This is a genomic window from Nonomuraea sp. LPB2021202275-12-8 (assembly GCF_037044575.1).
GTDB lineage: Bacteria > Actinomycetota > Actinomycetes > Streptosporangiales > Streptosporangiaceae > Nonomuraea.
Window position 1 is genome coordinate 451,503 of the sequence record NZ_JBAHWD010000004.1, and the last position, 23,337, is coordinate 474,839.

19 protein-coding genes and 1 pseudogene are annotated in these 23,337 nt (G+C 71.7%); 13 read left to right on the forward strand and 7 right to left on the reverse strand.

What is annotated here, in order from left to right; all coding sequences use genetic code 11:
- Nucleotides 1-11 precede the first annotated feature (11 nt).
- The 5 genes from V5E28_RS10705 to V5E28_RS10725 are packed head-to-tail and all read left to right on the forward strand — an operon-like array spanning nt 12 to nt 9,036.
- Nucleotides 12-2,534 (forward strand): alpha-L-rhamnosidase, encoded by a 2,523-nt coding sequence (locus V5E28_RS10705; protein WP_336206358.1) that lies wholly within the window; start codon nt 12-14, stop codon nt 2,532-2,534.
- Nucleotide 2,535: 1 nt separating this feature from the next.
- The gene (locus tag V5E28_RS10710) at nt 2,536-3,840 is read left to right on the forward strand and encodes an extracellular solute-binding protein (protein WP_336206359.1); all 1,305 of its coding nucleotides are present in this window, start codon (nt 2,536-2,538) and stop codon (nt 3,838-3,840) included.
- Nucleotides 3,837-4,745: a carbohydrate ABC transporter permease gene (locus V5E28_RS10715; protein WP_336206360.1), complete on the forward strand. Its 909-nt coding sequence runs from the start codon at nt 3,837-3,839 to the stop codon at nt 4,743-4,745. The genes V5E28_RS10710 and V5E28_RS10715 overlap by 4 nt, the downstream gene beginning before the upstream one ends.
- Nucleotides 4,742-5,554, forward strand: a complete 813-nt coding sequence (locus tag V5E28_RS10720) for a carbohydrate ABC transporter permease (protein WP_336206362.1) — start codon at nt 4,742-4,744, stop codon at nt 5,552-5,554. Before V5E28_RS10715 ends, V5E28_RS10720 begins: the two co-directional genes overlap by 4 nt.
- Nucleotides 5,551-9,036: a hypothetical protein gene (locus V5E28_RS10725; RefSeq protein WP_336206363.1), complete on the forward strand. Its 3,486-nt coding sequence runs from the start codon at nt 5,551-5,553 to the stop codon at nt 9,034-9,036. The genes V5E28_RS10720 and V5E28_RS10725 overlap by 4 nt, the downstream gene beginning before the upstream one ends.
- 9 nt (nt 9,037-9,045) lie before the next feature.
- Here V5E28_RS10725 and V5E28_RS10730 read toward each other — a convergent pair whose 3' ends face one another.
- On the reverse strand, nt 9,046-9,624 hold the full coding sequence (locus V5E28_RS10730; RefSeq protein WP_336206364.1) for a TetR/AcrR family transcriptional regulator: 579 nt from the start codon (nt 9,622-9,624) through the stop codon (nt 9,046-9,048).
- A 139-nt stretch (nt 9,625-9,763) separates the two neighbouring features.
- Between V5E28_RS10730 and V5E28_RS10735 the strand changes: the two genes are divergently transcribed.
- A complete protein-coding gene (locus V5E28_RS10735; protein ID WP_336206365.1) occupies nt 9,764-12,457 on the forward strand; it encodes an ATP-binding protein in 2,694 nt (897 codons plus the stop codon).
- A gap of 66 nt (nt 12,458-12,523) precedes the next feature.
- On the opposite strand, the gene V5E28_RS10740 is transcribed toward V5E28_RS10735, so the two are convergent.
- Genes V5E28_RS10740 through V5E28_RS10750 form a run of 3 tightly spaced genes read right to left on the reverse strand, consistent with a single transcriptional unit; the run spans nt 12,524 to nt 15,062 of the window.
- Nucleotides 12,524-13,306, reverse strand: a complete 783-nt coding sequence (locus V5E28_RS10740) for an alpha/beta fold hydrolase (RefSeq protein WP_336206367.1) — start codon at nt 13,304-13,306, stop codon at nt 12,524-12,526.
- 5 nt (nt 13,307-13,311) lie between these two features.
- The gene (locus V5E28_RS10745; protein WP_336206369.1) at nt 13,312-13,893 is read right to left on the reverse strand and encodes a dihydrofolate reductase family protein; all 582 of its coding nucleotides are present in this window, start codon (nt 13,891-13,893) and stop codon (nt 13,312-13,314) included.
- Entirely contained in the window at nt 13,890-15,062 is a 1,173-nt protein-coding gene (locus V5E28_RS10750) for an MFS transporter (RefSeq protein ID WP_336206370.1), read from the reverse strand. Before V5E28_RS10750 ends, V5E28_RS10745 begins: the two co-directional genes overlap by 4 nt.
- A 365-nt stretch (nt 15,063-15,427) precedes the next feature.
- On the opposite strand from V5E28_RS10750, the gene V5E28_RS10755 reads away from it, so the two are divergent.
- The 3 genes and pseudogenes from V5E28_RS10755 to V5E28_RS10765 all read left to right on the forward strand — a co-directional run.
- Entirely contained in the window at nt 15,428-16,975 is a 1,548-nt protein-coding gene (locus V5E28_RS10755) for an alpha/beta fold hydrolase (protein ID WP_336206371.1), read from the forward strand.
- Between the two features lie 20 nt (nt 16,976-16,995).
- Nucleotides 16,996-17,253, forward strand: coding sequence for a hypothetical protein (locus V5E28_RS10760; protein ID WP_336206373.1), 258 nt, complete (start codon nt 16,996-16,998; stop codon nt 17,251-17,253).
- A 212-nt stretch (nt 17,254-17,465) separates the two neighbouring features.
- A pseudogene (locus tag V5E28_RS10765) lies at nt 17,466-17,655 on the forward strand (IS30 family transposase); the annotation flags it as partial.
- Nucleotides 17,656-17,725: 70 nt separating this feature from the next.
- Here the strand turns inward: V5E28_RS10765 and V5E28_RS10770 are convergent.
- Complete coding sequence (locus V5E28_RS10770; protein WP_336206418.1) at nt 17,726-17,863, reverse strand: hypothetical protein; 138 nt, start codon at nt 17,861-17,863, stop codon at nt 17,726-17,728.
- A 237-nt stretch (nt 17,864-18,100) separates the two neighbouring features.
- Here V5E28_RS10770 and V5E28_RS10775 point away from each other — a divergent pair, with 237 nt between their 5' ends.
- Nucleotides 18,101-18,679, forward strand: coding sequence for a dihydrofolate reductase family protein (locus V5E28_RS10775; protein WP_336206375.1), 579 nt, complete (start codon nt 18,101-18,103; stop codon nt 18,677-18,679).
- A 149-nt stretch (nt 18,680-18,828) separates the two neighbouring features.
- Nucleotides 18,829-19,683: an alpha/beta fold hydrolase gene (locus V5E28_RS10780; RefSeq protein WP_336206376.1), complete on the forward strand. Its 855-nt coding sequence runs from the start codon at nt 18,829-18,831 to the stop codon at nt 19,681-19,683.
- 10 nt (nt 19,684-19,693) lie between these two features.
- Here the strand turns inward: V5E28_RS10780 and V5E28_RS10785 are convergent, their stop codons facing one another.
- Nucleotides 19,694-20,806, reverse strand: a complete 1,113-nt coding sequence (locus V5E28_RS10785) for a class I SAM-dependent methyltransferase (protein ID WP_336206378.1) — start codon at nt 20,804-20,806, stop codon at nt 19,694-19,696.
- A 244-nt stretch (nt 20,807-21,050) separates the two neighbouring features.
- On the opposite strand from V5E28_RS10785, the gene V5E28_RS10790 reads away from it, so the two are divergent.
- Both V5E28_RS10790 and V5E28_RS10795 read left to right on the forward strand, forming a co-directional pair.
- A complete protein-coding gene (locus V5E28_RS10790; RefSeq protein ID WP_336206380.1) occupies nt 21,051-21,458 on the forward strand; it encodes a PPOX class F420-dependent oxidoreductase in 408 nt (135 codons plus the stop codon).
- Nucleotides 21,459-21,615: 157 nt separating this feature from the next.
- Nucleotides 21,616-22,428: a sporulation protein gene (locus V5E28_RS10795; RefSeq protein WP_336206381.1), complete on the forward strand. Its 813-nt coding sequence runs from the start codon at nt 21,616-21,618 to the stop codon at nt 22,426-22,428.
- 94 nt (nt 22,429-22,522) lie between these two features.
- Here V5E28_RS10795 and V5E28_RS10800 read toward each other — a convergent pair whose 3' ends face one another.
- Nucleotides 22,523-23,053, reverse strand: a complete 531-nt coding sequence (locus V5E28_RS10800; RefSeq protein WP_336206382.1) for a pyridoxamine 5'-phosphate oxidase family protein — start codon at nt 23,051-23,053, stop codon at nt 22,523-22,525.
- Nucleotides 23,054-23,337: the final 284 nt, after the last annotated feature.

Below are 23,337 nucleotides of genomic sequence, written 5' to 3' on the forward strand. Positions count from 1 at the left end.
GAGGTGGGGCCGTGGGTTCCCTCCGAGCGTACGGCCTACGCAGCGATCACCGCACGACTCCGCTAGGTGTGGACGGGGCGCCGTTGCTGTCCTGGCGCCTGGCCGGTGAAGATCCGGTGGGGTGCGTCGTCGAGGTTGACGGCCTGTGGTCGAGCGGCCGTCTGGAAGATCCCGCCGCGATCCAGGTCAGATACGCGGGCCCGCCGCTGCGCGCCCGCACCAGGTACGAGTGGGCGGTCACGCTCTGGGCGGCGGACGGGACGTCGAGCACCACCCGCTCCTGGTTCGAGAGCGGCGCCGACCGGTGGACGGCAGGCTGGATCGCCGCCGACCCCGACGCGGTCGAGTACGTCGACCCGCCCACCGAAGGCGACCTGGCGCTGCGCGACCACGGACTGCTGCCCTGCCCCCAGCTCCGCCGAGCCTTCCAGGCCCGCCCGGCGGTGGCCGCGGCCCGGCTGTACATCAGCGCGAAGGGGCTCTACGAGGCCCGGCTCAACGGGCACCGCGCGGGCGACGCCCAGCTGGCGCCCGGCTGGACCGACTACAGCCGGCGCATCCCGTATCAGACGTACGACGTGACGGATCTCCTCGCCGACGGGGAGAACGTCCTGGCCGTCACGCTCGCGGACGGCTGGTGGAGCGGATTCGTCGGATTCGACCCCCGTCGGCCCGGCTCCCACTACGGCCGTTTCCCCGAGCTCATCGCCGAGCTGCACCTCGACTACGTGGACGGATCGACGCAGGTCGTGGTCACCGACGGCGCCTGGCGCACCGAGCGCGGCCACGTGCGCTACGCCGACCTGCTCAAGGGCGAGTGCCACGACGAACGGGCGGCCACCCCGGGCTGGGAGCTGCCGGGCTTCGACGACTCCTCCTGGCAGCCGGCCGTCGTGACCGGGCACGACCACGCCCCGCTGGTCCCCTCCCCGGACGAGCCGGTCAGGGCGGTACGCGAACTGGCCCCCCTCTCCGTGACCCGCACCGGTCCCCTCACCCACCTGGTGGACTTCGGCCAGAACCTGGCGGGGCGGGTGCGGGTAGCCGTGCCGGAGTCGGCGCCGGGCACGCGCGTGACCATCAGGCACGCGGAGACGCTCGACGCGGAGGGCGGGCTCGACGTCGCCAACCTGCGCACGGCCGACGCCACCGACGTGCTCATCAGCGCCGGGCAGGCCGTCGTGTTCGAACCGGCCTTCACCTACCACGGGTTCCGCTACGCGGAGATGACCGGGATCGAGGATCTCGGCGAGGTCCAGGCCGTGGTCCTGCACAGCGACACGCCCCAGGCGGGCACGTTCGAATGCTCGGACCCGGAGATCAACCAGCTCCAGCGCAACATCGAATGGGGGCAGCGGGGCAACTTCGTCAGCGTCCCGACCGACTGCCCGCAGCGTGACGAGCGCCTCGGCTGGCTGGCGGACGCCCAGGTGTTCCTGCCGACGGCGTGCTTCAACGCCGACGTGGCCGCGTTCTTCGCCAAGTGGCTGCGCGACGTGCGCGACGCGCAGCGCCCGGAGGGCGGCTTCCCCAACGTCGCACCCAGGATCAGCGGCGTGGCCGACGAGGGCGCGCCCGGCTGGGCGGACGCCGGCGTGCTGATCCCCTGGCACCTCTACCGCGTCTACGGCGACGAACGCTTCCTCGACGTCGACTCGATGGCCGGATGGGTGGAGTTCGTGCGACGGCACAACCCGGACCTCATCTGGCGTGCCAAGACCGGCCCGCACTTCGCCGACTGGCTGGCGCCCGGCGCGGCGACCCCGCGCGACCTGCTCGCCACGGCCTTCTTCCACCGCAGCGCCGACCTGACCGCCCGGGCCGCCCTCGTGACCGGCCGCACCGCCGACGCGGAGCGCCTTCGCGCGCTCGCCGACGACATCCGCACGGCATTCATTAAAACGTTCGCATTGGCGCCGGGCAGGCTCGCGGGAGACACCCAGACCGGCTACCTGCTCGCTCTCGCCTTCGGCCTGCTGCCCGGCGAGTGGGAGGAGCCCGCCGCCCGGCGCCTCGCCGAACTGGTCGAGGAGCACGGTCCGCAGACCGGGTTCCTCGGCGTGAACCTGCTCTGTCCCGTCCTGTCCGCGCACGGCCGGGCCGATCTGGCGCACGCGCTGCTCCGCCGTACCGACCCGCCGTCCTGGCTCTACCAGGTCCGGCACGGCGCCACCACGATCTGGGAGCGCTGGGACGGAGCGGGCGCGCCGTCCATGAACTCCTTCAACCACTACGCCTTCGGCTCCATCGGCGAGTGGCTCTACGGCGGCGTGGCCGGCATCGCGCAGGCACCTGACTCGGTGGCCTTCCGCGAGCTGGTGATCCGCCCGCAGCCGGGCGACCTCGTCTGGGCGCGGGCCACCTACGAGTCGGCACGCGGCAGGGTCGCCGTGTCGTGGCAGCGAGCCGAAGGCGACTTCCGGCTCTCCGTCACCGTTCCACCCGGCGCCACCGCCACCATCCACCTCCCCGACGGGCAGACCCACCGCGTTCTCTCGGGGGACCACACCTTCCGCACGACCGAGGAGACCTAGCATGACCGACCTGCTGCACAACGCCAGAGTGAGCCGTGGCCAGTTCCTGCGCCTGATGGGCGGCCTGGCCGTGGCTGCCGCCGCCACCGCCTGCTCGACCCGGCCCGAGACCACGGCCACCACCGGGGGCGGCGCGGCCACGACCGACCTGAAGTTCATCGGCGTGGCCGACCAGAAGACGCCGATGGACGAGATGGTGGCCGCGTACCAGAAGGTCAAGCCGACGGTACGGCTCACGACCTCCTTCGCCCCCACCGACCAGGTGCAGACCTCCATCCGCACCCAGCTGGGCGCCGGCAACGCCCCCGACCTGCACGTCGTGTACCCGGGCAGCGGCAGCGCGATGTCGATGTCCCAGATCGCCGAGGCCGGGCTGCTGGCCGACCTCTCGGCGCAGCCGTGGACCCAGACCATCCCCACGGGCTTCAAGCCGGCCTTCCAGGTCGACGGCAAGACGTACCTGTATTCGGCCGGCTCGTCGGTCATCGGCGCGGTCTACAACAAGAAGGCCTTCGAGAAGGCGGGCATCGAGGCGCCGCCGACCACGTGGAGCGAGTTCCTCGCCGTCTGCGACAAGCTCAAGAAGGCCGGCGTGGTGCCGATCGCGCTGGGCGCCCAGACGCCGTGGGTCACCCAGCTCATCACGTACGCGCTCGTGCCCTCCACCGTGTACGCCAAGGACCCCACCTTCGACGACAAGCAGCTCGCCGGCCAGACGAGCTTCGCCGACTCCGGCTGGCGCCAGGCCATGGAGATGTACCTGGAGCTGCAGAAGCGCGGCTTCTTCAACGACAAGCCCAACGGCACCACCTTCGAGCAGCAGACGTCGATGGTGGCCACCGGGAAGGCCGCCATGGCCATCCAGGTGTCGGCCGTGCTGCCGGACTTCCGCAAGGCGGCCTCCTCGCCGGACGACCTGTCGATGTTCCCCGTGCCCGGCGCCGACGACGCCGCCTCCGTGTGGATCCCGGCCGGCGTCGTGGTCGGCCTCGGCGCCGCAGCCAGGGGCAAGAACGTCGAGGAGGCCAAGGCGTTCATCGACTTCCTCGCCAAGCAGGAGAACATCAACGCCTGGGCCAAGGCCATCGCCGCCATCCCGCTCACCCAGGACGCCGCCTCCACCGTCGACTCCGCCGTCCAGTCGTTCCTGCCGTTCACCAAGGACCGGGCGGTGCCGTTCATGGACCAGCGCTGGCCCAACGCCGAGGTCCAGCCGGTGCACTTCGCGGTGATCCAGGAACTGCTCGCGGGCGACTCCACGATCGACGACGCGCTGAAGAAGATGGACGAGGCCTACAAGAAGTGACCCCCCTGACTGCTATCCGGACCCGGGCCCGGGCGGCGGGGCGGCGTGTCGGCGCGGACACCCCGCCCTGGCTGTTCGCCGTCCCCGCCCTCGTGGTGTACGCGCTGGTGGTGCTCTACCCCGCCGTCAGCGGCATGATCTACGCCTTCACCGACTGGAGCGGGATCGGCGAGGACAAGTCCTTCACCGGCCTGACCAACTTCGGCACCCTGCTGGGCGACGAGCAGGCCATGGGCTCGATCGGCAACACGTTGCTGCTCACCGTGGCCATCGTGGTCGTGCAGAACGGCGTCGGGCTGCTGCTGGCGCTCGGGGTGCACGTGAAGCTGAAGAGCAGGGCGCTGCTGCGCGTGATCTTCTTCGCGCCCGTCGTGGTCAGCCCCGTCATGGTGGCGTTCCTGTGGAAGTACCTCTACAACCCCGACCCGGCCTCCGGCCTGAACGGCCTGCTCGGCCTGGAGGTGGACTGGCTGGGAGACCCGTCGGTGGCGCTGTGGTCGATCGCCGGCATGGTCGTGTGGCAGCACGCCGGATACTCCATGGTCATCTTCCTGGCCGGCCTGGAAGGGGTGCCCAAGGAGCTGCACGAGGCCGCCATGATCGACGGGGCGGGCACCTGGCAGCGCTTCCGCTACGTCACCTGGCCACTGCTCGCCCCGGCCGTGACGATCAACCTGATGCTGTCCACGATCGGCGGGCTCAAGCTCTTCGACCAGGTCTTCGCCGCCACGAACGGCGGCCCCGGCTACGCCACGGAGACGTTGTCCACGGTGCTCTACAAGCAGGCGTTCGTGTTCGGCAAGTACGGCTACAGCACCGCGATCGCCCTGGTGCTGGCCCTGTTCGTGGCCGCCGTCTCCCTCGTCCAGGTCTACTACCTGCGCAGCCGTGAGGTGACCGCGTGAAAAGGACCTACCTGCTGGAAATCGTCATGATCGCGGTGGCGGTGGCCTTCATGTTCCCCGTCTACACCCTGATCTCGTTGTCGCTGAAGGACCCCGCGCAGATCTCCCAGTCCCCCCTGGCCCTGCCGAGCCCGCCCACCTTCGACAACTTCGCCAGCGCCTGGTCGGCGGCGGCGCTCGGCCCGTCCCTGATGAACAGCACGGTGATCACCGTGGTCAGCCTGGTCGCGCTCATCGCCCTCGGCTCGTTCGCCTCCTACTTCCTGGCCCGCGTGAAGAGCGGCCTCGGCTACGGCCTGTACATCCTGTTCCTGCTGGGCATCGTGCTGCCGTTCCAGCTCGGCATGATCCCCCTCTACCAGCTGGTGACCGACCTCGGGCTGATCGGCACGCACGCCGGGATGATCCTCTTCTACACCGGCATCCAGCTCCCGTTCACCGTCTTCCTCTACACCGGGTTCATCCGGGCGCTGCCCCGCGAGTACGCCAGCGCCGCCCAGATCGACGGCGCCTCCCACCTGGTGGCGTTCACCCGCGTCGTCTTCCCGCTGTTGCGGCCCATCACCGGCACGGTGCTGATCCTCAACGCCGTCTTCATCTGGAACGACTTCTTCACCCCGCTGATCTACCTCGGCGGCTCCGGCTTCGAGACGGTCCCGGTCAGCGTCTTCGCCTACGTCGGCCAGTACGTCTCCCAGCACGGCCTCGTCTTCGCGGGCCTGGTGCTCGGCGCGCTGCCGATCGTGCTGGTCTTCCTGGTGCTGCAGCGTTACGTCATCAAGGGCTTCTCGAGCGGTCTCAAAGGATGAACGTCTTCGACCTGCTCCGTGAGCCGCCCCCGGAGTTCTCCCCGGCGGCCATCTGGTGGTGGAGCGGTGAGCCGCTGCGCAGGGACCGGCTGCGCTGGCAGATGGAGCGCCTGGTCGCAGGGGGAGTGCGCAACCTCGTCATCCTGAACCTCGCGCCCTCGGGGCCCACGTTCGGCGCCGACGCCGACGACCCGCCGTTCCTGTCGGATGCGTGGTGGGAGCTGCTCGACGGGGTGTGCGCCGACGCGTTCGAGCTGGGCGCGTACCTGTGGTTCTACGACCAGTTCGGCTTCTCCGGCGCGGACCTGCAGGCGCGCCTCGTGGTGGAGCGCCCGGAGTTCGCCGGCCAGTGGCTGGCCGCCGACGGCTCCGTCTCGCCACGCGGTTTCGACTATCTGTCGCCCGAGGCGTGCGCGGTGCTGCTCGACCGGGTCCACGGAGAGTTCGAGCGGCGGGTGGGGCACTGGTTCGGCCGGGTCATCGTCGGGTCGTTCCAGGACGAGCTGCCGACCTTGCCCACCTGGTCGGCCCGCTTCGCCGAGGAGCACCTGGCCCGCCGCGGCAAGGCGTTCAGGATCGAGGACCCCGACTGGCAGGCGTACCAGCGCACCCGCGCCGAGCTGGCCGAAGAGGCGTTCTTCCGCCCCCTCGCGCGCTGGCACGAGCGCCACGGCCTGCTGAACGGCTGCGACCAGCAGGACCCCGCCCGCGCGGGGCACCCGGTGGAGGGCGTGCAGCTGTACGCCGACTACGCGGGCACGCACCGCTGGTTCAGCGCGCCCGGCTCCGACCACCACGGCGACGCCCGCCTGCACGCCTCCCTCGCCCACCTGTACGGCCGGCCGCGCACGTGGATCGAGGCGTTCCACTCCAGCGGCTGGGGCGGCACCCTGGAGGAGACCTTCGACTGGCTACTGCCCTGGCTGCGGGCCGGCGCCAATCTCTACAACCCGCACGCGGTGTACTACACCACCAAACGCGGCTGGTGGGAGTGGGCGCCGCCGTCCACCGACTGGCGCCAGCCGTACTGGCGGCACCACCGCGTCTTCGCCGACGCCGTCACCCGGCTGTGCGCCGTCCTGTCCCAGGGCCGCCACGCCTGCGACGTCGCGGTCCTGCTGCCCACCGCCACCGCCCAGGCGGGCACCGGGCTGGAGGACGTGGACGCGGACGCCGCGCGGGCCCAGGAGGTCTATCGCGAGATCGTGGGCGACATGGCCTGGTTCGCCACCAGGCCCGGCGAGCTCGACCGGCTCTGCCTCGACGCCGACGTCGTCGACGACGACTCGATCCGCCGGTCGGTCGTCGCGGACGGGCGGCTGTCGGTGTCCAGCGAGGCCTATCGCGCCGTCATCCTGCCCGCCGTCACGGTCGTCGACGAGGACGTGGCCGCCAGGCTCGACGAGTTCGCCGCCGCCGGCGGGCTGCTCGTCGCCGTCGGCGCGCTCCCGGACTCGCCGTCGCTGCGGGCCCGTTTCGAGGCGGGCGACGCCCGCTACGCGGCGACCGCCGCCGGTCTGGGCGAGGCACTGGCCGGGCTGCCCCGGCGGGTCGAGGCGCCGGTGCCCGCGCTGGTGCGCGAGGTCGGGGAGAGCACGCTGGTGTTCCTGACCGCCGCCTTCCCCATGGCCAGCAGGATCAGCGTGGGGCGGCCCGACGAGCGCGGCGTGGACCTCGGCTGGCTCGACGCCGCCGTCGACTTCGACCCCGCCAGGTACGCCCGCGACATGCGGATCACCGTCAGGGGCGTCTCGGGCACGCCGATGCTGGCCCGCCTCTTCGACGGGGGCGAGCCACGACCGCTGCCGCACACGCGCGACGGGGACACCGTGGAGGTGGTGGTGCCGTTCGACGACGGGCCGGCCGCGCTGCTGGTGTTCGACGGCACGGTGGCCGAGCCCGCGCCGGCGCTGCCCGCATACCCGGTCGAGGCCGACCTCGGGGACGAATGGGACGTCGAGCTCGTCCCCACCCTGGACGACACCTGGCACGACTTCGGGGGCGGCGCGAGCGTCGAACGCTGGACCATGCGCACCTCGGACGGCGAGCCGGTGAGCGTCACCTTCGGACCGCGAGGGGAACAGCGGGTCGCCGACGGCCCGTGGACCCCCTCGGTGTGGTCCGCCTCCCGGGGAGTGCGCAAGGACCCCGTCCACCGGGACACGCTCGGCCCCAAGGGGCACGTGCCGACGGAGTTCCTGGCGTTCGGCCGGGTCCCGGCGGGCGCCGAGGCCCGCTTCCGCACCCTGCTCACCGTGCCGCCCGGCCCGCCCGCCTGGCTCGCCGTGGGCGCCGGAGCGGCGAAGACCCTGTGGCTCGACGGCACGCGGCGGCCACTCGACGACACCGGCTACGCCGCCGTCACGCGGACGCCCGTCCCGCCCGGCGAGCACCTGCTGGAGCTGCTGCTGGTGCCGGACGAGGAGCTCGACCTGCGGGCCTACGCCTGCCTGGTGGCCGACCCCGCCGACGCCGCCCGCCCCGAGTGGATCGCCGGCACGCCGCTGGAGACCACCGTGCGCGTCACGGCCCAGCCGACCGAGGTGCTGCAGGTGGCCTCGACCGCGTCCTGCCGGGTGCTGGTCAACGGTGCGGAGGTGGGCAGGCAGGGCGGCTTCGACCCCTACGCCGAGGCGGACATCCCGCGGGTGCGGCGCTACGACGTGTCGCACCTGCTGCGCGCGGGCGACAACACGATCCGCATCGAGTCCGACGGCTGGGTCCTGGTGGACGGGCTCGCCGTCTCCGGCCCCGGCTGGTCGCCCCGGCCCACGGTGCGGCGCCGCCAGCACGGCGACCCCGCCGCGCTCTACCTGCGCCACCGCCCCCATCCGCTGCCGGAGGCGGACTGGCTCGACGGCCGGCCGACCGCGCTGCCCGCCACCTTCGCGGTGCCGGGCGCCGGCTCGCGCACCGAGGTCTTCCTCCTGGACCCGCCCCCCGGCGCGACCGGCATCGAGGTCGACGCCCCGGGTCACGTCGAGGTGCGCTGGCCTGGCCACGGCACCGCCGAACTGCACGCGGCCACGGCGCCGGGCGCGCAGGCGGGAGCCGCGTTCACCGGGCCGGTGCGATTCGCCTGCGGTCCGGGCCGGATGCGGCTGGGCGACTGGGAGGGACAGGGCCTGGCCGGGTACAGCGGTGGCGTCCGCTACCGCACCGCCGTCACGGCCGGAGCCGGACCGGGGCGGCTCGACCTCGGCCGCGTCAGGGGCACGGCCGAGGTGACGGTGAACGGCCGGCCATGCGGCGTCAGAGTGTGCTCGCCGTACATCTTCGACGTCCAGCTGGACGAGGGCGACAACATCGTCGAGATTCTCGTCCTCGGCACGCTGGGGCCGTACCTCGACGAGATCAGCCCCACCCACTTCGTCTTCCCCGGCCAGCGCACCACCGGCCTGTTCGGCCCGGTACGCCTGCGCACCGAGCGGCACCCTACGGGAGCGGACGCGCCTGGCCGCGCGGAAAGGCCAGGTGACTAGCGGGCGCCGTCAGGAGTCGGTGAAGAGGATGCCGCGCAGGGTCCGCGTCAGGTGGCGGACGAGCTCTTCGGGCGTCATCTCGGCCAGCGCGCCGGTTCTGACGACATAGCGGCTGAAGGTGACCCCGATCAGGTGTGCGCCGAGGAGGTCGATGCGTTCGTCGGCGTCCGGGCTGGTGATGATCGCGCGGTAGGACTCGGTGCTGCGCTCGCGCATCGCCACGTAGAGCTCGGTCGCCGCCTGCTCGTCGGAGGCGGCGCTGCGGATGAGCGCGATGAAGGGGTCGTTGCCGTCGGCATGCTCCATGCGGTCGACGAAGGCCTGGGCGATGCGTTCGGGCAGGGTCTCGGGGGTGCCCGGCGCCAGGTTCGCCCAGTCGCTCGCGCCGGGCATCGCGGCCACGAACAGCTTCTCTTTCGACGAGAAGTGCCGCATGACCAGGCCGTGGGTGACGCCGGCCCGCTGTGCGATCTCCCGGATGGTCGCGCGGGCGTAGCCCCGCTCGGCGAACGCGCCGCGTGCGGCTTCGAGGATGGCGGCCCTGCTGGCCTCCGGATCGCGCCGGTGCTTCCTGGCTTCTGTGCCCACCGGCTGAGTGTACATCTGGTCATTACTGGCGCCACGGCCTTGATGACCGCTTGGTCATCAGCGTCCGGAGCGCGTCGCACCAACGCTGCCGCGGTTGATTTGTCGGGGAGAGCGGTGATCTGTACGCCATGATGGGGCGATGCCGGTTGAAGTCTCCGAGCGCGAGGCCGAGGTGCTCGCCGCCGTCGGCGCTCACCTGTCGAACGCGCAGATCGCCAGCAGGCTGCACATCTCGGTACGCACGGTCGAGAGCCACGTCTCGTCGCTGTTGCGCAAGTACGCCGTGGCGGACCGCCGGGCGCTGGCCGCACTCGCCTCGCTGCCCGCCGCCGAGCTCTCCACCGACGGGCTGACCGGCCTGCCCGCCGCGCGCACCTCGTTCGTCGGGCGGGCCACCGAACGGGAGGCCGTGCTGGAGGCGTTCGGCGGCTCCCGGCTGGTGACCCTGCTGGGGCCGGGCGGCGTCGGCAAGACCAGGCTGGCCGTGGTGGCGGCGCCGGCCCTGCCGTACGGCGGGGCGTTCGTGGACCTGGCACCGGTGCGCGCCGAGTTCGTGGCGCAGGCCGTTGCCGCCGCGCTCGGCGTGGTGGAGGGCCCGCAGCAGCCGCTCAAGGAAGCGCTGGCCGAGCGGCTCGGCCAGGGGCGGTCCCTGCTGGTGCTGGACAACTGCGAGCACCTGCTCGACGAGGCGGCCGGGCTCGCGGACTGGATCCTGTCCATCTGCCCGGGCAGCCGCATCCTGGCCACCAGCCGCGCGCGGCTCGGCCTGCCCGGCGAACGGATCGTGCACGTCGAGCCGCTCCCGCTGGCCGGCGACGCGACCGTGCTGTTCATCGACCGGGCGGCCGCGGCCGATCCCGGGTTCGCCGCCGATCGGGCCGTGGTCAGGGAGATCTGCGCCCGGCTGGACGGCATGCCGCTGGCCATCGAGCTGGCCGCCGCCCGCAGCGCCGCACTGGGATCGGACGGGCTGCTGCGGGCACTGGAGGACCGGCTCCGCCTGCTGACGGGCGGGCGCGGTGCGGCCGAGCGGCATCGCTCGCTGCGAGCCGTGGTCGGCTGGAGCCACGACCTGCTCGACGAGGAGGAACGGGCACTGCTGCGCCGGCTGGCGGTCTTCGCCGGCGGCTTCGACCTGGACGCGGCCACGGTCGTGAACCACGACGCGGCGGCCGCGGCCACCGCGGACGTGCTCGGACGGCTGGTGGACAACAGCCTGGTCATCAGGCTCGCGCAGGGCAGGTGGCGGTTGCTGGAGACCGTGCGCGACTACGCCGCCGAGCGGCTGCACGACTCCGGGGAGCTGCCGGCGGTGCGGGAACGCCATCTCCGCTGGGCGGCCGAGACCGCGGCCGCCCTGGAGAGCCTGGGCGACGGGGCCTGGCAGGAGGACTTCGACGCCGTCGTGGACGACCTGCGCGCCGCGCTGGCAGGCGCGGAAGGCAGGGGCGCGGTGCAGCACCGGCTGGCCCGGTCCCTGGCGCGACTCTGTTACGCCCGGCGGTTCCTGGTGGAGTCGCTGGAGACGTTCAAGCAGGCCGCGAGGCACGCCGCCGACCCCCTGGAGGCCTGCCGCGACCTGCACAGCGCCGCGGCGTGCACCTACCTGGTGGCTGACGGAGGCCGGCAGGTCATCGACCTGCTGACCTCCGCGGCGGAGCGGGCGGACGCCGCCGGTGACGGCGACCTGATGGCGGTGTCGCTGGCCGCGGCCGCGGTGACCACGGCCAGGAATCCCGGCTGGCACGGCGTCGAGATGCCGCACGAGCGGCTGCTGGAGCTGGTGGCGCAGGCCAGGGCAGCCGGTGACCCGCGCGATCCCGTGGTGGCCGCCTGGCTGGCCGCCGCCGACGCCTGGATCGCCTCGGCGGAGCCGTACAGCGCGGACGTGGACCTCGCGCGGGCGGCGGTGGCGGCCGCGCGGGAGACGGGTGACCCGGTGCTGGTCAGCTCCGCGCTCGACTGCCTGATCAGCGGCCTGTCCGCCGCCGGCCGGCTGCGTGCGGCCCAGCGGGTCAGCAGGGAACGCCTGACCCTGCTGGAGTCGATGTCACGTGCCGATCCGCCGGCCGCTCCGGAGATCATGGACGCCCTGCACATGGCTGCGCGGTGCGCCATCGTCACGGGCGACCTGCCCGAGGCGCTTGAGCTGGCCAGGCTGGCGGAGGCCGACGAGCTGGCCGGCGCCGACCAGTACTTCGTCTCGGCCAACAACCTGGTGCTCACCCTGGCGCTCAGAGGGGACTTCGACGAGGCGCTGAGGCTCGCGAACGCCGCGTGGGACGGATGGCAGCGGGTGGGCAGGCCCATCACCGGCATGATGGTGCCGCTCGTGGTCGTCCCCGCGTTCGTCCACGGCGTCCGCGGGGACGAACCCGGGCACCGGACCTGGCGTGCCCGGGTCGAGCAGATCGGCGGCGGGGTGTTCAGGCATTCCACGCTGGCGGGCTTCGCCGAGGCGCGCGTCGCGGTCCACGCGGGCCGGATGGGGGACGCGGCGGCGCTGGTCGAGCACCTGTTCTCCGACGGCACGAACCTGTTCTTCCGTGCCTACGCCCGGGCGGCGGGGGCTGAGCTGGCGGTGGTCGCGGGATTGCCGGACGCGGCGGCGCGACTGGAGGCGGCGGAGCCGGCGGCCGAGGAGAACGCATGGGCGGCGGCCTGCCTGGCACGGGCCCGCGGGCGGCTGCTCGGCGACCGCGGCCATGTGGAGGCCGCCGTGGAGGAGTGGGCGCGCGTCGGAGCGCGTTTCGAGCGGGCCTGCACCCTGCTGCTCCTGCCCGGACGGGCGGAGGAGGGCCGGGCGGAGCTCGCCGCACTCGGATGCGCGTGACGCCCGTACGGACGAGGAAGGCGCCCCTTCCGGAGAAGGGACGCCAACGGAACGGCCGGCAGGCCGTCAGACGAGGAAGAAGCCGGCCAGGGCATCGGCCAGGACGGCGGGCTCCAACTGCCCGTGCGCCTGCCCCTCCATGACCCGCAGCCGGGCGTCGGGCAGGGCGCCGGCCACGGCCCGTGCCGCCTCCAGCATCCGGGACGTGCTCTCCGCCCCGGCCAGCACCAGCGTGGGAGCGAACACGGCAGCCAGCCGCTGGGAGGGGACCGGGCCGGGGCCGACCACGGCCGCCTCGTAGGCGAGCGTGTGCGCCGCCGCCTCCATGGAAGCCCAGAACGGCTGTCCCTTCATGCCGCCGACCAGCTCGGCGGGCAGGTCGGCGCCCTTGGTCATGAACAGCTCGACCGCCTCCCCGCGCCGGCCGGCCTCGACCAGCGCGCCCAGCTCCGCGTGGCTCGGCAGCGGCGGACGCCCGGGGTCGGTCACGTACGGCGGCTCGAACACCGCCAGCCTGGCGATGTCCACACCCGCCGCGGCCGCCTCCAGGGCGAGAGCGCCCCCCGACGAGCCGCCGAACACCATCACCCGCTCCCCGAACGCCTCGACCAGCGCCCGCAGGTCCTCGATCTCCCGCCGCGCCGCGTACGGCAGCGTGTCGCCGCTGTCGCCGCGCCCCCGCCGGTCGTAGGAGACCGCGGTGAAACGGGACGCCAGCGCCTGCGCCAGCCCGGTCATGACCGGATCGGTCCTGGTGGAGAAGGCGCCGGCGACCAGGACGACCACAGGTCCCTCGCCGACACGGTCGTAGGCGATGGCCGTGCCATCGGCCGAAGTGATTTTCAGCATGCCGGTCACTTCCCGTCTGCGGGCTGGTAGGTGAGGAGGATGACGCCTTCGTGGCCCATCGGGCGAGCCTCGGCGAGCCGCAGGGCCGCCGCCTCGGCCGTGTCGCCGAACAGCCGCTTGCCGGCGCCCAGCACTATCGGGTAGAGCATCAGCCGGTACTCGTCGACCAGGCCGGACTCGGCCAGCGACCGGACGAGCTGCGCGCTTCCGTTGACCAGGACGTCTCCCCGGGTCCGCCGTTTCAGCTCCACGACCTCCTCGACCAGGTCGCCCCGGACCAGGGAGGAGTTGTTCCAGCCGAGCCGCTCAAGCGACGAGGAGACCACGTACTTGGGCATGGTGTTCATCTTGTCCGCGAAGCCCACGTCGTCCCTCATCGACGGCCAGACCGCCGCGAACCCTTCGTACGTGCGCCGCCCCAGCAGCAGCGCGCCTGCCGAGCGGACCTCGTCGAGTTTGACGGCGTTGCCCTCCGCGCCGCGGTCGAACCGGAAGGCCCACCCTCCGCGGTCGAAGTCGCCGTCGCCGCCGGGGCTCTCGATGACCCCGTCCATGGTGATGAACTGCGAAACCACGAGCTTGTTCATTTCCTGACCTTTCCGAAACGGGTGACGAGCGAAATCAGCATCAAGAGACCGGTGAGGCCGAAGCCCGCCGGATAGCCGGTGTGGACGGCGACGGCGCCGAAGGCCAGGGCGCCCGCGCCGAGCCCGGCGTCGTAGGCGACGCTCCACAGCGCGGTGACAGCGCCGTAGGAGGAAGAGGGGACGCCGGTCAGCATGACCGCCATGCTGGCGTTCTGCACGATCCCGAAGCCGGCCCCGAACAGGACCATGGCCGCGACCACCGCCGCCGGGCCGGATGCCAGGGCCAGCGCGATCATGCCGGCGGCCGAGACCAGCAGGCCGGGCATCAGCAGGCGGGCGTGCCCGTGCCGGTCGCCGTGACGCCCCGCCCACCATCGGGTCACGGTGGTCGTGGCACTTTGAGCGAGCAGAGCCCAGGCCGCGCCGGCCACCGCCAGCGGCAGGAACGTGGCCACCACCCCGGCCGCCACGGTCGTGGCGGCGAACACGATGGACGGCCTGACCAGTGTGCCCCCGCGCAGGGCTGCCGCCACTCCCATGGACGGCTCGGGATCGGGCGGCCTGCCCGGCAGCCCTCGTACCGCCGCCAGCCCCGCCAGCGCGGCCACCCCGCCTGCGGCGAACACCAGGGGGAACCCGGCGGCGTCGGCCACCCATACGCCCAGCGGCAAGGCGATGAGGGACGGTATCCCACAGATGACCCCATAGACACCGATCCCCTCCCCGCGCCGTTCCTCCGGCACGGCCAGGGCCACCAGCACCCCGCCGAGGACCACCGCGATCCCGAACCCCACACCGCGCACCAGGCAGGCGACCAGGACGGCCGCCATCCCGCCCCAGACGGCCAGCGCCAGCGCCGGCACGCCGAGCAGCACCAGGCTCGCCGCGAACACGAGACGGTATCCGTACCTGGCCAGCAGCCGGGGCGTGGCCAGCTCGGCGGCGACGGTGGTGAGCATCATCGCGCCGGTCGCGAGTCCCGCGCCGACGCCGCCGCCGTCCGACGCCGCGTACAGGGGTACGGCCGAGAACAGCAGGTAGAAGCTGATCGACGAGCCGCAGCCGGCCACGATGGCCAGCGCGAACCCCCGCGTCCACAGCCGTGGCCGGTCGGCGCCCGCCGGGCGGGGCGGTGCGGTGCTGGATGGAACGGTGCGCGTGGCGCTCATCTGCGCCTCCTCGACTTGTTCGCCATGCCGAGAAGGGTGCCTGCCGGTCGTACGGACCCACATCCGTGCTCAGCACGGACGCAGCACGGATCCCGCACGGGAGGCCGCCCGCCAGCACAGGCGCCGGAACCGCCGTTGGACGTCGCGGCGACCCTCACCGTCATTGTCAGGATCCCTGGCCGCCGCTGTTGTATCGTGCTGCCCGTCGATTTGTCGCGTTCGCCGCGGTGGCCGGGCACACCGCCGCCGCCGGTTCTGAGGCCGTCGCGGCCGTCGACCGGGGATGATCAAGGCCGGTCGTGATGCCGCGCAAGCGGGTCGGCCGGGGGACCGACGATTGGAGCACTGTGCGAGGAAGATCTTCCGTGCTTGCCGTCGCCTTCGTGGTGATGGCGGCGTTGTTACCCGTCTCGACGGCCGGCGCGGCCACCGAGGACGGAGCCCCGGCGACCGCCGGCAAGGGCGGCATCGCCTGGGCGCCCTGCGAAGAGGAGCCCAGCGCCGAGTGCGGCACGCTGGCCGTCCCGATCGACTGGTCCCGTCCAGGCGGGCCCACCATCGAGCTGGCCGTCGCCCGCCGCAAGGCCACCGACCCCGCCGCCCGCGTCGGGTCCCTGGTGATCAACCCGGGTGGCCCGGGAGGTTCGGGGGTGGAGGCCGCTTACGGCGCTCCCGGCTTCTTCACCCCGGAGCTCCAGCAGCGGTTCGACATCGTCGGCTTCGACCCCCGAGGCGTGGGCCGCAGCCACCCGGTGGTCTGCTCGGCGTCGGTGTTCAACCAGATGCCGTACGTCGTCATGAAGAGCCAGGCCGACTTCGACAGGTGGACGGCCTACTCCAAGAGGCTGCGGGAGGACTGCCGGGCCCGTACCGGCCCCCTGTACGACCACGTCGACTCGGTCAACGTCGCGCGTGACGTGGACGCCCTGCGCGCCGCCCTCGGTGAGGAGAAGCTCACCTACTACGGCATCTCGTACGGGACGCTGATCGGGCAGATGTACGCCGAGCTGTTCCCGAACCGCATCCGGGCCATGGCCCTGGACAGCAACATGGACCACAGCCTCGGCGTCAAGGCGTTCCTCGATTCCGAGGCCACCGCCGTCGAGGACGCCTTCGACGAGTTCGTCGGCTGGTGCGACCACGAGGCCGAGTGCGCCCTGCACGGGCAGGACGTCCGGGCGCTGTGGGAGAGGCTGCTGGCCAAGGCGCGGCGCGGGGAGCTGTACTACCCCGGTGTCCCGGACCGGCCGATGACCGAGGTCCAGGTCCTCTATCAGGGCGTGATGGGCACCGAAGGTCCCGCCTGGCGCCTGCTGAGCGAGATGCTCCTGGCCCTGGACGGGGGGCCGCTGCCGCCGGAGGTGCCCCCGCTGCCCGGCCGTCAGCCCGTGTCAGGCGAACTCGCCCACCTGCCGACCGCGATCCTCTGCCAGGACTACAAGCTGCGGGTGCGCAACTACAAGGAGTACGCCGCGCTGCTGCGCAGCTCCGCCCGCCGGGCCCCCGACCTGCGGTTCAACCCGATGCCGATCGAGGACCTGCCCGTCTGCCTCAACCACCCCACCACCAACCCGCAGCACCGGCTGCGCTACACCGGCAGTGCTCCGCTCCTGCTGGGGAACTCGCTGCACGACCCCTCCACCCCGTACTCCTGGTCGGCCAACGTGGCTCGCCAACTCGGCCCCAAGGCGGTGCTGCTCACCTACGAGGGGTGGGGCCATCGCATCTACGGCAAGGACGAGTGCAGCACGGTGCCCATCGACAACTACCTGATCTCGCTGACCGTCCCCGCCCCCGGAACCCGCTGCCCCGTGGGCGGAGGAGCCCGGACCATGGTCAAGCGGCAGGCTGAGACGTGGCCGACGGACTCGCTCCCCTGGGCCCTCCCGGCCTCCGACGGCACGTCCGGCTAGGCCCCGACCGGCGTGACCAGGTGACGGCGAAGGGCCTCGAAACCAGTCCGGGGCCCTTCGCCGCCGCTGACCAGACTCCCGGCAGCGCCCGGGACGCCGCCGCCATCAGCGCCACCCTCGCAGCCCCCGCTCAGGCGCTGCCCCCGTGGTACGTGGACGACGACATCGTGCAGAACGTGGACACCAACCGCGTCTACTACGAGGACGGCCGTCCCTACGTCGTCTCCTACTGCTGGTCCTACGAGTGGGGCCTGACGCCCTGCGGCCGCTACCTGTGAGATCGTCGCCCCGGCCCCCGTCACCTCCCTTCTAGCGGTCGTCGCGACACCCAAGCTGGGGGAGTGCGATGGAGTTCGAGATCCGCGAGGGCTCGGTGCCGAACAAGGCGAAAAGAAGGGGGCCCCGCTGGTCAGACGACCGGTCGGGCCCCCTTCTGGCGTCTCCCGCTACCTGCGGGAAGACGAGCGGACCTACATCGCCGACCGGGTACGGGAGGAGGCGTCGATCGGCCATCGGCACCCTGGTCGAGCGCACCACACGCTACGTGATGCTCGTCCACCTGCCGATCGACCGCAGCGCCGAGCTGCATTCGCGACGCCCTGGTGGCCACCACGGCCACGCTGCCTGCCCATCTCAAGCGATCCTTGACTTGGGACCAGGGCGGCGAGATGGGCCGCCATCACTGCGTCTGGTGCGCCGCTTCGGACACCGCGAATCTCTTCTCGGCAATCCTTTCCGGTCACGCACCAGCTAGGCCGGGAGGGAGAAGCCTTCGGGCGGCGAGCCCTCGGCGAACAGCATCCGCACCCGAGCCGTGCTCTTCCGCATCTCCCGGGCCCGCCGGTATTCGGGGGCAACCCAGCCGCGCTGCACCGCGCCGAGATGCATGACCTGGTCAGGTCACTGGGCCTGAAGTAGTGCCTCCAGCCGCCGACGGACTTGAACCAGCACATTCGAGCGGTCGTTCTCTTCGGGAATCACACGTATCGTCCCCGTCTCGCCACCAGTACGGGCGCCGCTTGAAAGTTCTGTGCGCCGGATGTCGATCCGCGCTCCTTCCGCTCGACGCGTCAGTAAGAGCACGACATGAGCGGGGGCAAGCCCTCGGAACACGTAGGAGATCTGATGAGCACCGTGGTGATGCACAACGTCGTGTCGGTGGACGGCTTCATCGCCGACGCGGAGGACCAGGTCGGCCCGCTGTTCGACTGGTACTCCAACGGCGACGTCGAGCTCGTCGAAGGTAGCGGGATGAAGGTCTCGCGGGTCTCGGCCGAGTACGTCAAGCCGATATGGGCGCGCCTCGGATCGATGGTGATCGGGCGTCACCTGTTCGACATGACCAACGGCTGGGAGGGGACGCCGCCGGCGGGCGAACACGTGGTCGTGGTGTCGCACCGGCCCAAGCCCGACGGGTGGCACCCCGAGGCGTCGTACCACTTCGTCGACGACGTGGCGCAGGCGATCGCGAAGGCCAGGGAACTCGCGGGGGAGCGCACCGTCGCCGTGGCGGCGGGCGACGTCGGCGGCCAGGCACTCGCCCTCGGCCTGGTGGACGAGGTGGCGATGGACGTCGTGCCGGTGGTCTTCGGCTCGGGCAAGCGGTACTTCGGGTCGGTCGATGCCCAGCATCTGCTCGAGGACCCGCACGTGGTGATCCAGGGTGACCGGGTGCTGCACCTGCTCTATCGAGTCCGTCGCTAGCGCGGCCGCGGCGTACTTGCGGTGGGCGGCAGTCGTCGCACAGCATGCACTCGTGGGACCCGCAGTGCTCGCAAACGGTGCTGCCGCCGAGCGGTGAGTTTTGCCGGCACCGCAGGTCTACCTGACGAACCAACGAGAAGGAGCACCACATGACTCACGCTCTTGACGCGCCCGGCGCCGTCGTCGCCTACGACGTGCGCGAGGCCGAGGCGAGCACCAGGCCCACCCTGTTGCTGATCGGCTCGCCGATGGACGCCAGCGGCTTCACGACCCTGGCCGGGCACTTCCAGGACCGCACGGTGGTGACCTACGACCCGCGCGGAACCGGCCGCAGCGTGCGGACGCCCGAGGCGGGCGAGTCGACACCCGATCTCCACGCCGACGACGTGCACCGGATCATCACCGCGCTCGGCGGCGGGCCGGTGGACATCTTCGCCAGCAGCGGCGGCGCGATCAACGCGCTCGCGCTGGTGGCCAAGCACCCCGAGCAGGTGCGGTTGCTCGTGGCGCACGAGCCGCCCGCGGCCCAGGTGCTCCCGGACCGCGATCATGCCCTTGCGCTGATAAAGGACATGCGCCGGACGTACGACCGGGAGGGGGCCGGCGCGGCGATGGCCCAGTTCATCGCGATCACCAGCCACCTGGGCGAGCTCCCGGCCGACATCGGTGAGCTGCCCGTGGCGAACCCCGCCGACTTCGGGATGCCGACCGAGGATGACGGCTCCCGCGACGACGTGCTGTTCGCGCAGAACCTCATCACCTGCACGCATTACGAGCCCGACTTCGCGGCGCTGCGCGCGGCCTCGACCGACGTGGTCCTGGCCGTCGGCGTCGAGTCGGAGGGGACGATGGCCTACCGCGGTGGCGTCGCGGTGGCCGAGCGGCTGGGTACGAAGCCGGTGATCTTCCCCAGCCACCACGGCGGCTTCCTCGGCGGCGAGTTCGGCCAGGAGGGCGACCCGGACGCGTTCGCCGCCGCCCTTCGCCAGGTGCTGGATCAGTAGGACCGGCGACTCAGGCCTGGCCGAGCCGCCACAGGGACGTGACCTCGGCCGCGCGGGCCTCGTGGAGAGGGTCGGTCTCGTCCAGGGCACGCGGGTGTCTCGGTCGCACCTGCAGCCGGTCCACGACCCGCAGGCCCGCGGTCGCGAAGGCGGACAGCAGCTCGGTGCGGGTCCGCAGCGCGAGATGTTCGGCCAGGTCTGAAAGGATCAGCCAGCCCTCACCCTCCGGCTCCAAGTGCTCGGCGAGCCCGTCGAGGAAGCCGCTCAGCATACGGCCGCCGGGGTCGTAGACCGCGTGGTCGAGGGGTGAGGTGGGCTTGGCCGGGATCCACGGCGGGTTGCAGACGACGAGCGGCGCACGTCCGGTGGGGAAGAGGTCGGCGTGCATGACGTCGACCCGGCCGGCCAGTCCCAGTCGTCGGAGGTTGTCGCGGGCGCAGGCCAGGGCACGCGGGTCCTGGTCCGTGGCCACGAGGCGCTCGACGCCCCTGCGGGCGAGGACCGCGGCGAGCACGCCGGTTCCGGTGCCGATGTCGAACGCCCTGGAGCGCGAGGCAAGCGGTGCCCGGGCCACCAGGTCGACGTACTCACCGCGGATCGGCGAGAAGACGCCGTAGTGCGGATGGATGCGACCGCCCAGAGCGGGCACGTCGACGCCCCTCTCGCGCCATTCGTGCGCCCCGACGATGCCCAGCAGCTCGCGTAAGGAGATCACGGACGGTCCCGCTGCGGGGCCGTAGACCTCCCCACAGGCCTGCCGCATGTCCGGGGCGCGACGCAGAGGGACGGCGTAGTCATGATCGAGTGGCACCAGCAGCCTGCCCAGCGTGCGGGCCCGCTGGGAGCGTGCCTGGCGGTGTAGGTGGAAGGCGTGGGCCGGCGACTGGGCGGCCCCGCGCGAACGGCGTTCGGCACGCCGCGCCATGGCGCGCAGGAGCTGACGGGCGTTGTAGAAGTCGCCGCGCCACAACAGCGCGGTGCCCTCACAGGCCAGGCGGTAGGCGGTGTCAGCGGTGAGGCGGTCGTCGACGATCACCACGCGGGCGGGTGGCGGCGAGCCGTTCTCGGACCGCCAGCGGGCGGACCGGGCTTCGCCGTCTTCGGTCCAGCGGATCTCGAACACTCGGGCTCCTCATGATCGAACCAGGGATGGTCATGAAGAGCACTTCGTCGCGGGGGATCAGCCTGTGGCGGCTTCCCGCGAGGAAGTGCGCGCCGATGCGTCGCCGAGGACCATGCCGGGCGGTGGGAACGACATGATCAACCTCCTCGTGGGTCTGGAACCATCTCATACTAGGGCTTGTCGGCGGCACGGCTGTCGTGCCCGCCCACGCCGTCGGGCGACATCGCCCCCTAAAGTGGCGATCATGAGTGTTTCTCTGAGCGACGCGGCGCGCCGGATTCTCGACGCGCCCAACATCGGCATCCTGGCCACCGTCAACCCCGACGGCAGCCCGCAGACCTCAGTCGTCTGGATGGGCAGGGAGGGGGATGAAGTGGTCATCTCATCGGCGCTCGGGCGGCGCAAGGATCGGAACCTGAGCAGGGACCCCCGGGCGAGCCTGTGCGTCTTCGATCTCGCCGACTCCTCGCAGTACGTCGAGGTCCGGGGAGTCGCCACAGTGAGCGAGGATGTGGGGCGCCGCCTGGCAGTCGAGCTGGCGGAGAAGTACGAGGGCGAGGGGGCCGGTGAGGAGTTTCTCGCGCTGCCGGCCGAGGTGGTCCGGGTGGTGATCCGGCTGACCCCCCACAAGGTGACGGGCAGCGCGTCCTGAGTGACGCGCCACCGGTTCCATCGCCGGGCCGGTCGTGTGCCTGAAGAAGGCCGCTGCGGTGGACCTTCTGGACAGGATTTTGTGACCGCCGGAACCCCGGCCCCCTGCCCGGTCGTTCGAACGAGTGGCTCAATCCATTTGAGGCGGGAGAACAGCCGTGGTCTTCAAACGGATGATCAGTGCCTTTGGCGCCGACGCGCCCTCGATGGACACCATCCTGGCCACGCCACGGACGCAGCCAGGCGGCACGCTGGCCGGTGAAGTCCGGCTGAAGGGCGGCGACGTCGACGCCGGCCTCGAACATGTCGCCCTCGTGCTGGTCGCGCGAGTGGAGCCGGCGCAGGCGGGAGCCGGTGAGCAGAGCGGGTTCGAGGAGTTTCTGCACGCTCAGATCTCGGGCCCTTCCCTCCTTCGTCGGGGCGAAGAGCGGGTGATCGGGTTTCAGATCATGGTCCCGTGGGAGACGCCGATCAGCGAGATCGGGGGCCGGCATCTGACCGGGCCGGCGTTGGGCGTGCGTGCCGAAGTGGCCAGCGCTGTGGCGGTCGACAAGGGCGATCTGGACATGGTCGTGGTCAAGCCCGTCCCTTCGCAGTTACGCGTCCTGCAGGCGTTCCCGCGACTCGGCTTCCACTTCAAGTGCGCTGCCCTGCAGGCGGGCCGGCTGAACGGCGCGCATCAGGGCCTGCCGTTCCACCAAACGATCGAGTTCTATCCCCCCAGTCACCATGCCGGAGCCGTACACGAGGTCGAGTTGGCGTTCGTCTCCAGTCCGTCCGGATTGGAAGTGGTCCTGAGAGCGAATCGGCGTTCTGGCCGCTGTTCTTCCGGCGCTGCCGTCGGCCGCTTCGAGATGAGCCACGAGGAAGCGCTGCATACCGACTGGCCCAGTGAGGTCGACCGTTGGTTCGTCGGCCCGGCTCACCACGCCCGCGGCCAGGATCGCGGCCGACCGGGACAGGAACGATGACCGGCGCGGCCACCAGCGCGACCTTCTGCCTGTTGCCCTCGGAGTAGGCGCGCCATGGCGAAAGGCACCACGCTGGGGGGACCTGTGCTGCGGATCAGGACCGGGACGCCGCAGTGAGCTTCGCGATATCAGGGGCGTAGACGGTCATCCAGTGCGGATGAAGCCGGTAGTAGACCACGTCGTTGTCCCAGTCGAAGGCGTCGTCGCCGTAGAAGTCCTTGAAGTACGCGAGCAGGTCCGGCCAGTCCGCGGCCCCCTCGCCGCCCTGGGGGTTGAGGATCTCCACCTTGCCGTGCGTGAACACGCCCAGGTCCTCACCGCGCATGTGCGCGGCGCTGACGGCGGACCGGGCGGCGAGATGGCGGGCCTTGGCGGCACCGCGCGCCGTGCCGAAGTGCCACTTTCCGTGCAGGAAGTGCCCGTCCACACCGCTGATCCGCGGCTCGCCCTTCGCCGTCACGGTGGACAGGGCGAGGGTGCACATGCCGGTGAGGACCTGGGCGAGCTGCTCCGCGGTCAGTGTGCGCTCGCTGTTGATGATCGAGCGCAGATGCGAGGTGGAGCGGGAGAGGGAGGCGTCGAGGAGGGCCTGGAGCTCTTTGAGCTCTTCCGGCGTTTCGCGCATTGAGAGGTCCTTGTCTATCCGTACGGCCCGGTCCACGTCCGCCGTCGACCGGTGAAACCATGCTCGACCCAAAACCCGACACCTTGTGTCGTATTTCTCCATCCGTCTTGCGGACCGCGCCGGGCGCCACACGCGGCGACGACGGCCGGAGCCGTCCACAAGCCCGCTGGTGATGGGGGCTTCGTCAGTACCGCGTCAGTATTTCCGGGCCGCGCGTCCAGATCGCGTAGTGATCATGAGTGGTGACCGATAGCGGCTCTAGCGTCCGTTGCGTACGGATTTTC

Coding starts and splice junctions, on each gene's coding strand:
- V5E28_RS10725 (WP_336206363.1), top strand. CDS start 5,551: ATGAACGTCTTCGACCTGCTCCGTGAGCCGCCCCCGGAGTTCTCCCCG.
- V5E28_RS10735 (WP_336206365.1), top strand. CDS start 9,764: ATGCCGGTTGAAGTCTCCGAGCGCGAGGCCGAGGTGCTCGCCGCCGTC.
- V5E28_RS10740 (WP_336206367.1), bottom strand. CDS start 13,306: ATGCTGAAAATCACTTCGGCCGATGGCACGGCCATCGCCTACGACCGT.
- V5E28_RS10770 (WP_336206418.1), bottom strand. CDS start 17,863: ATGCATCTCGGCGCGGTGCAGCGCGGCTGGGTTGCCCCCGAATACCGG.
- V5E28_RS10780 (WP_336206376.1), top strand. CDS start 18,829: ATGACTCACGCTCTTGACGCGCCCGGCGCCGTCGTCGCCTACGACGTG.
- V5E28_RS10745 (WP_336206369.1), bottom strand. CDS start 13,893: ATGAACAAGCTCGTGGTTTCGCAGTTCATCACCATGGACGGGGTCATC.
- V5E28_RS10750 (WP_336206370.1), bottom strand. CDS start 15,062: ATGAGCGCCACGCGCACCGTTCCATCCAGCACCGCACCGCCCCGCCCG.
- V5E28_RS10710 (WP_336206359.1), top strand. CDS start 2,536: ATGACCGACCTGCTGCACAACGCCAGAGTGAGCCGTGGCCAGTTCCTG.
- V5E28_RS10775 (WP_336206375.1), top strand. CDS start 18,101: ATGAGCACCGTGGTGATGCACAACGTCGTGTCGGTGGACGGCTTCATC.
- V5E28_RS10790 (WP_336206380.1), top strand. CDS start 21,051: ATGAGTGTTTCTCTGAGCGACGCGGCGCGCCGGATTCTCGACGCGCCC.
- V5E28_RS10800 (WP_336206382.1), bottom strand. CDS start 23,053: ATGCGCGAAACGCCGGAAGAGCTCAAAGAGCTCCAGGCCCTCCTCGAC.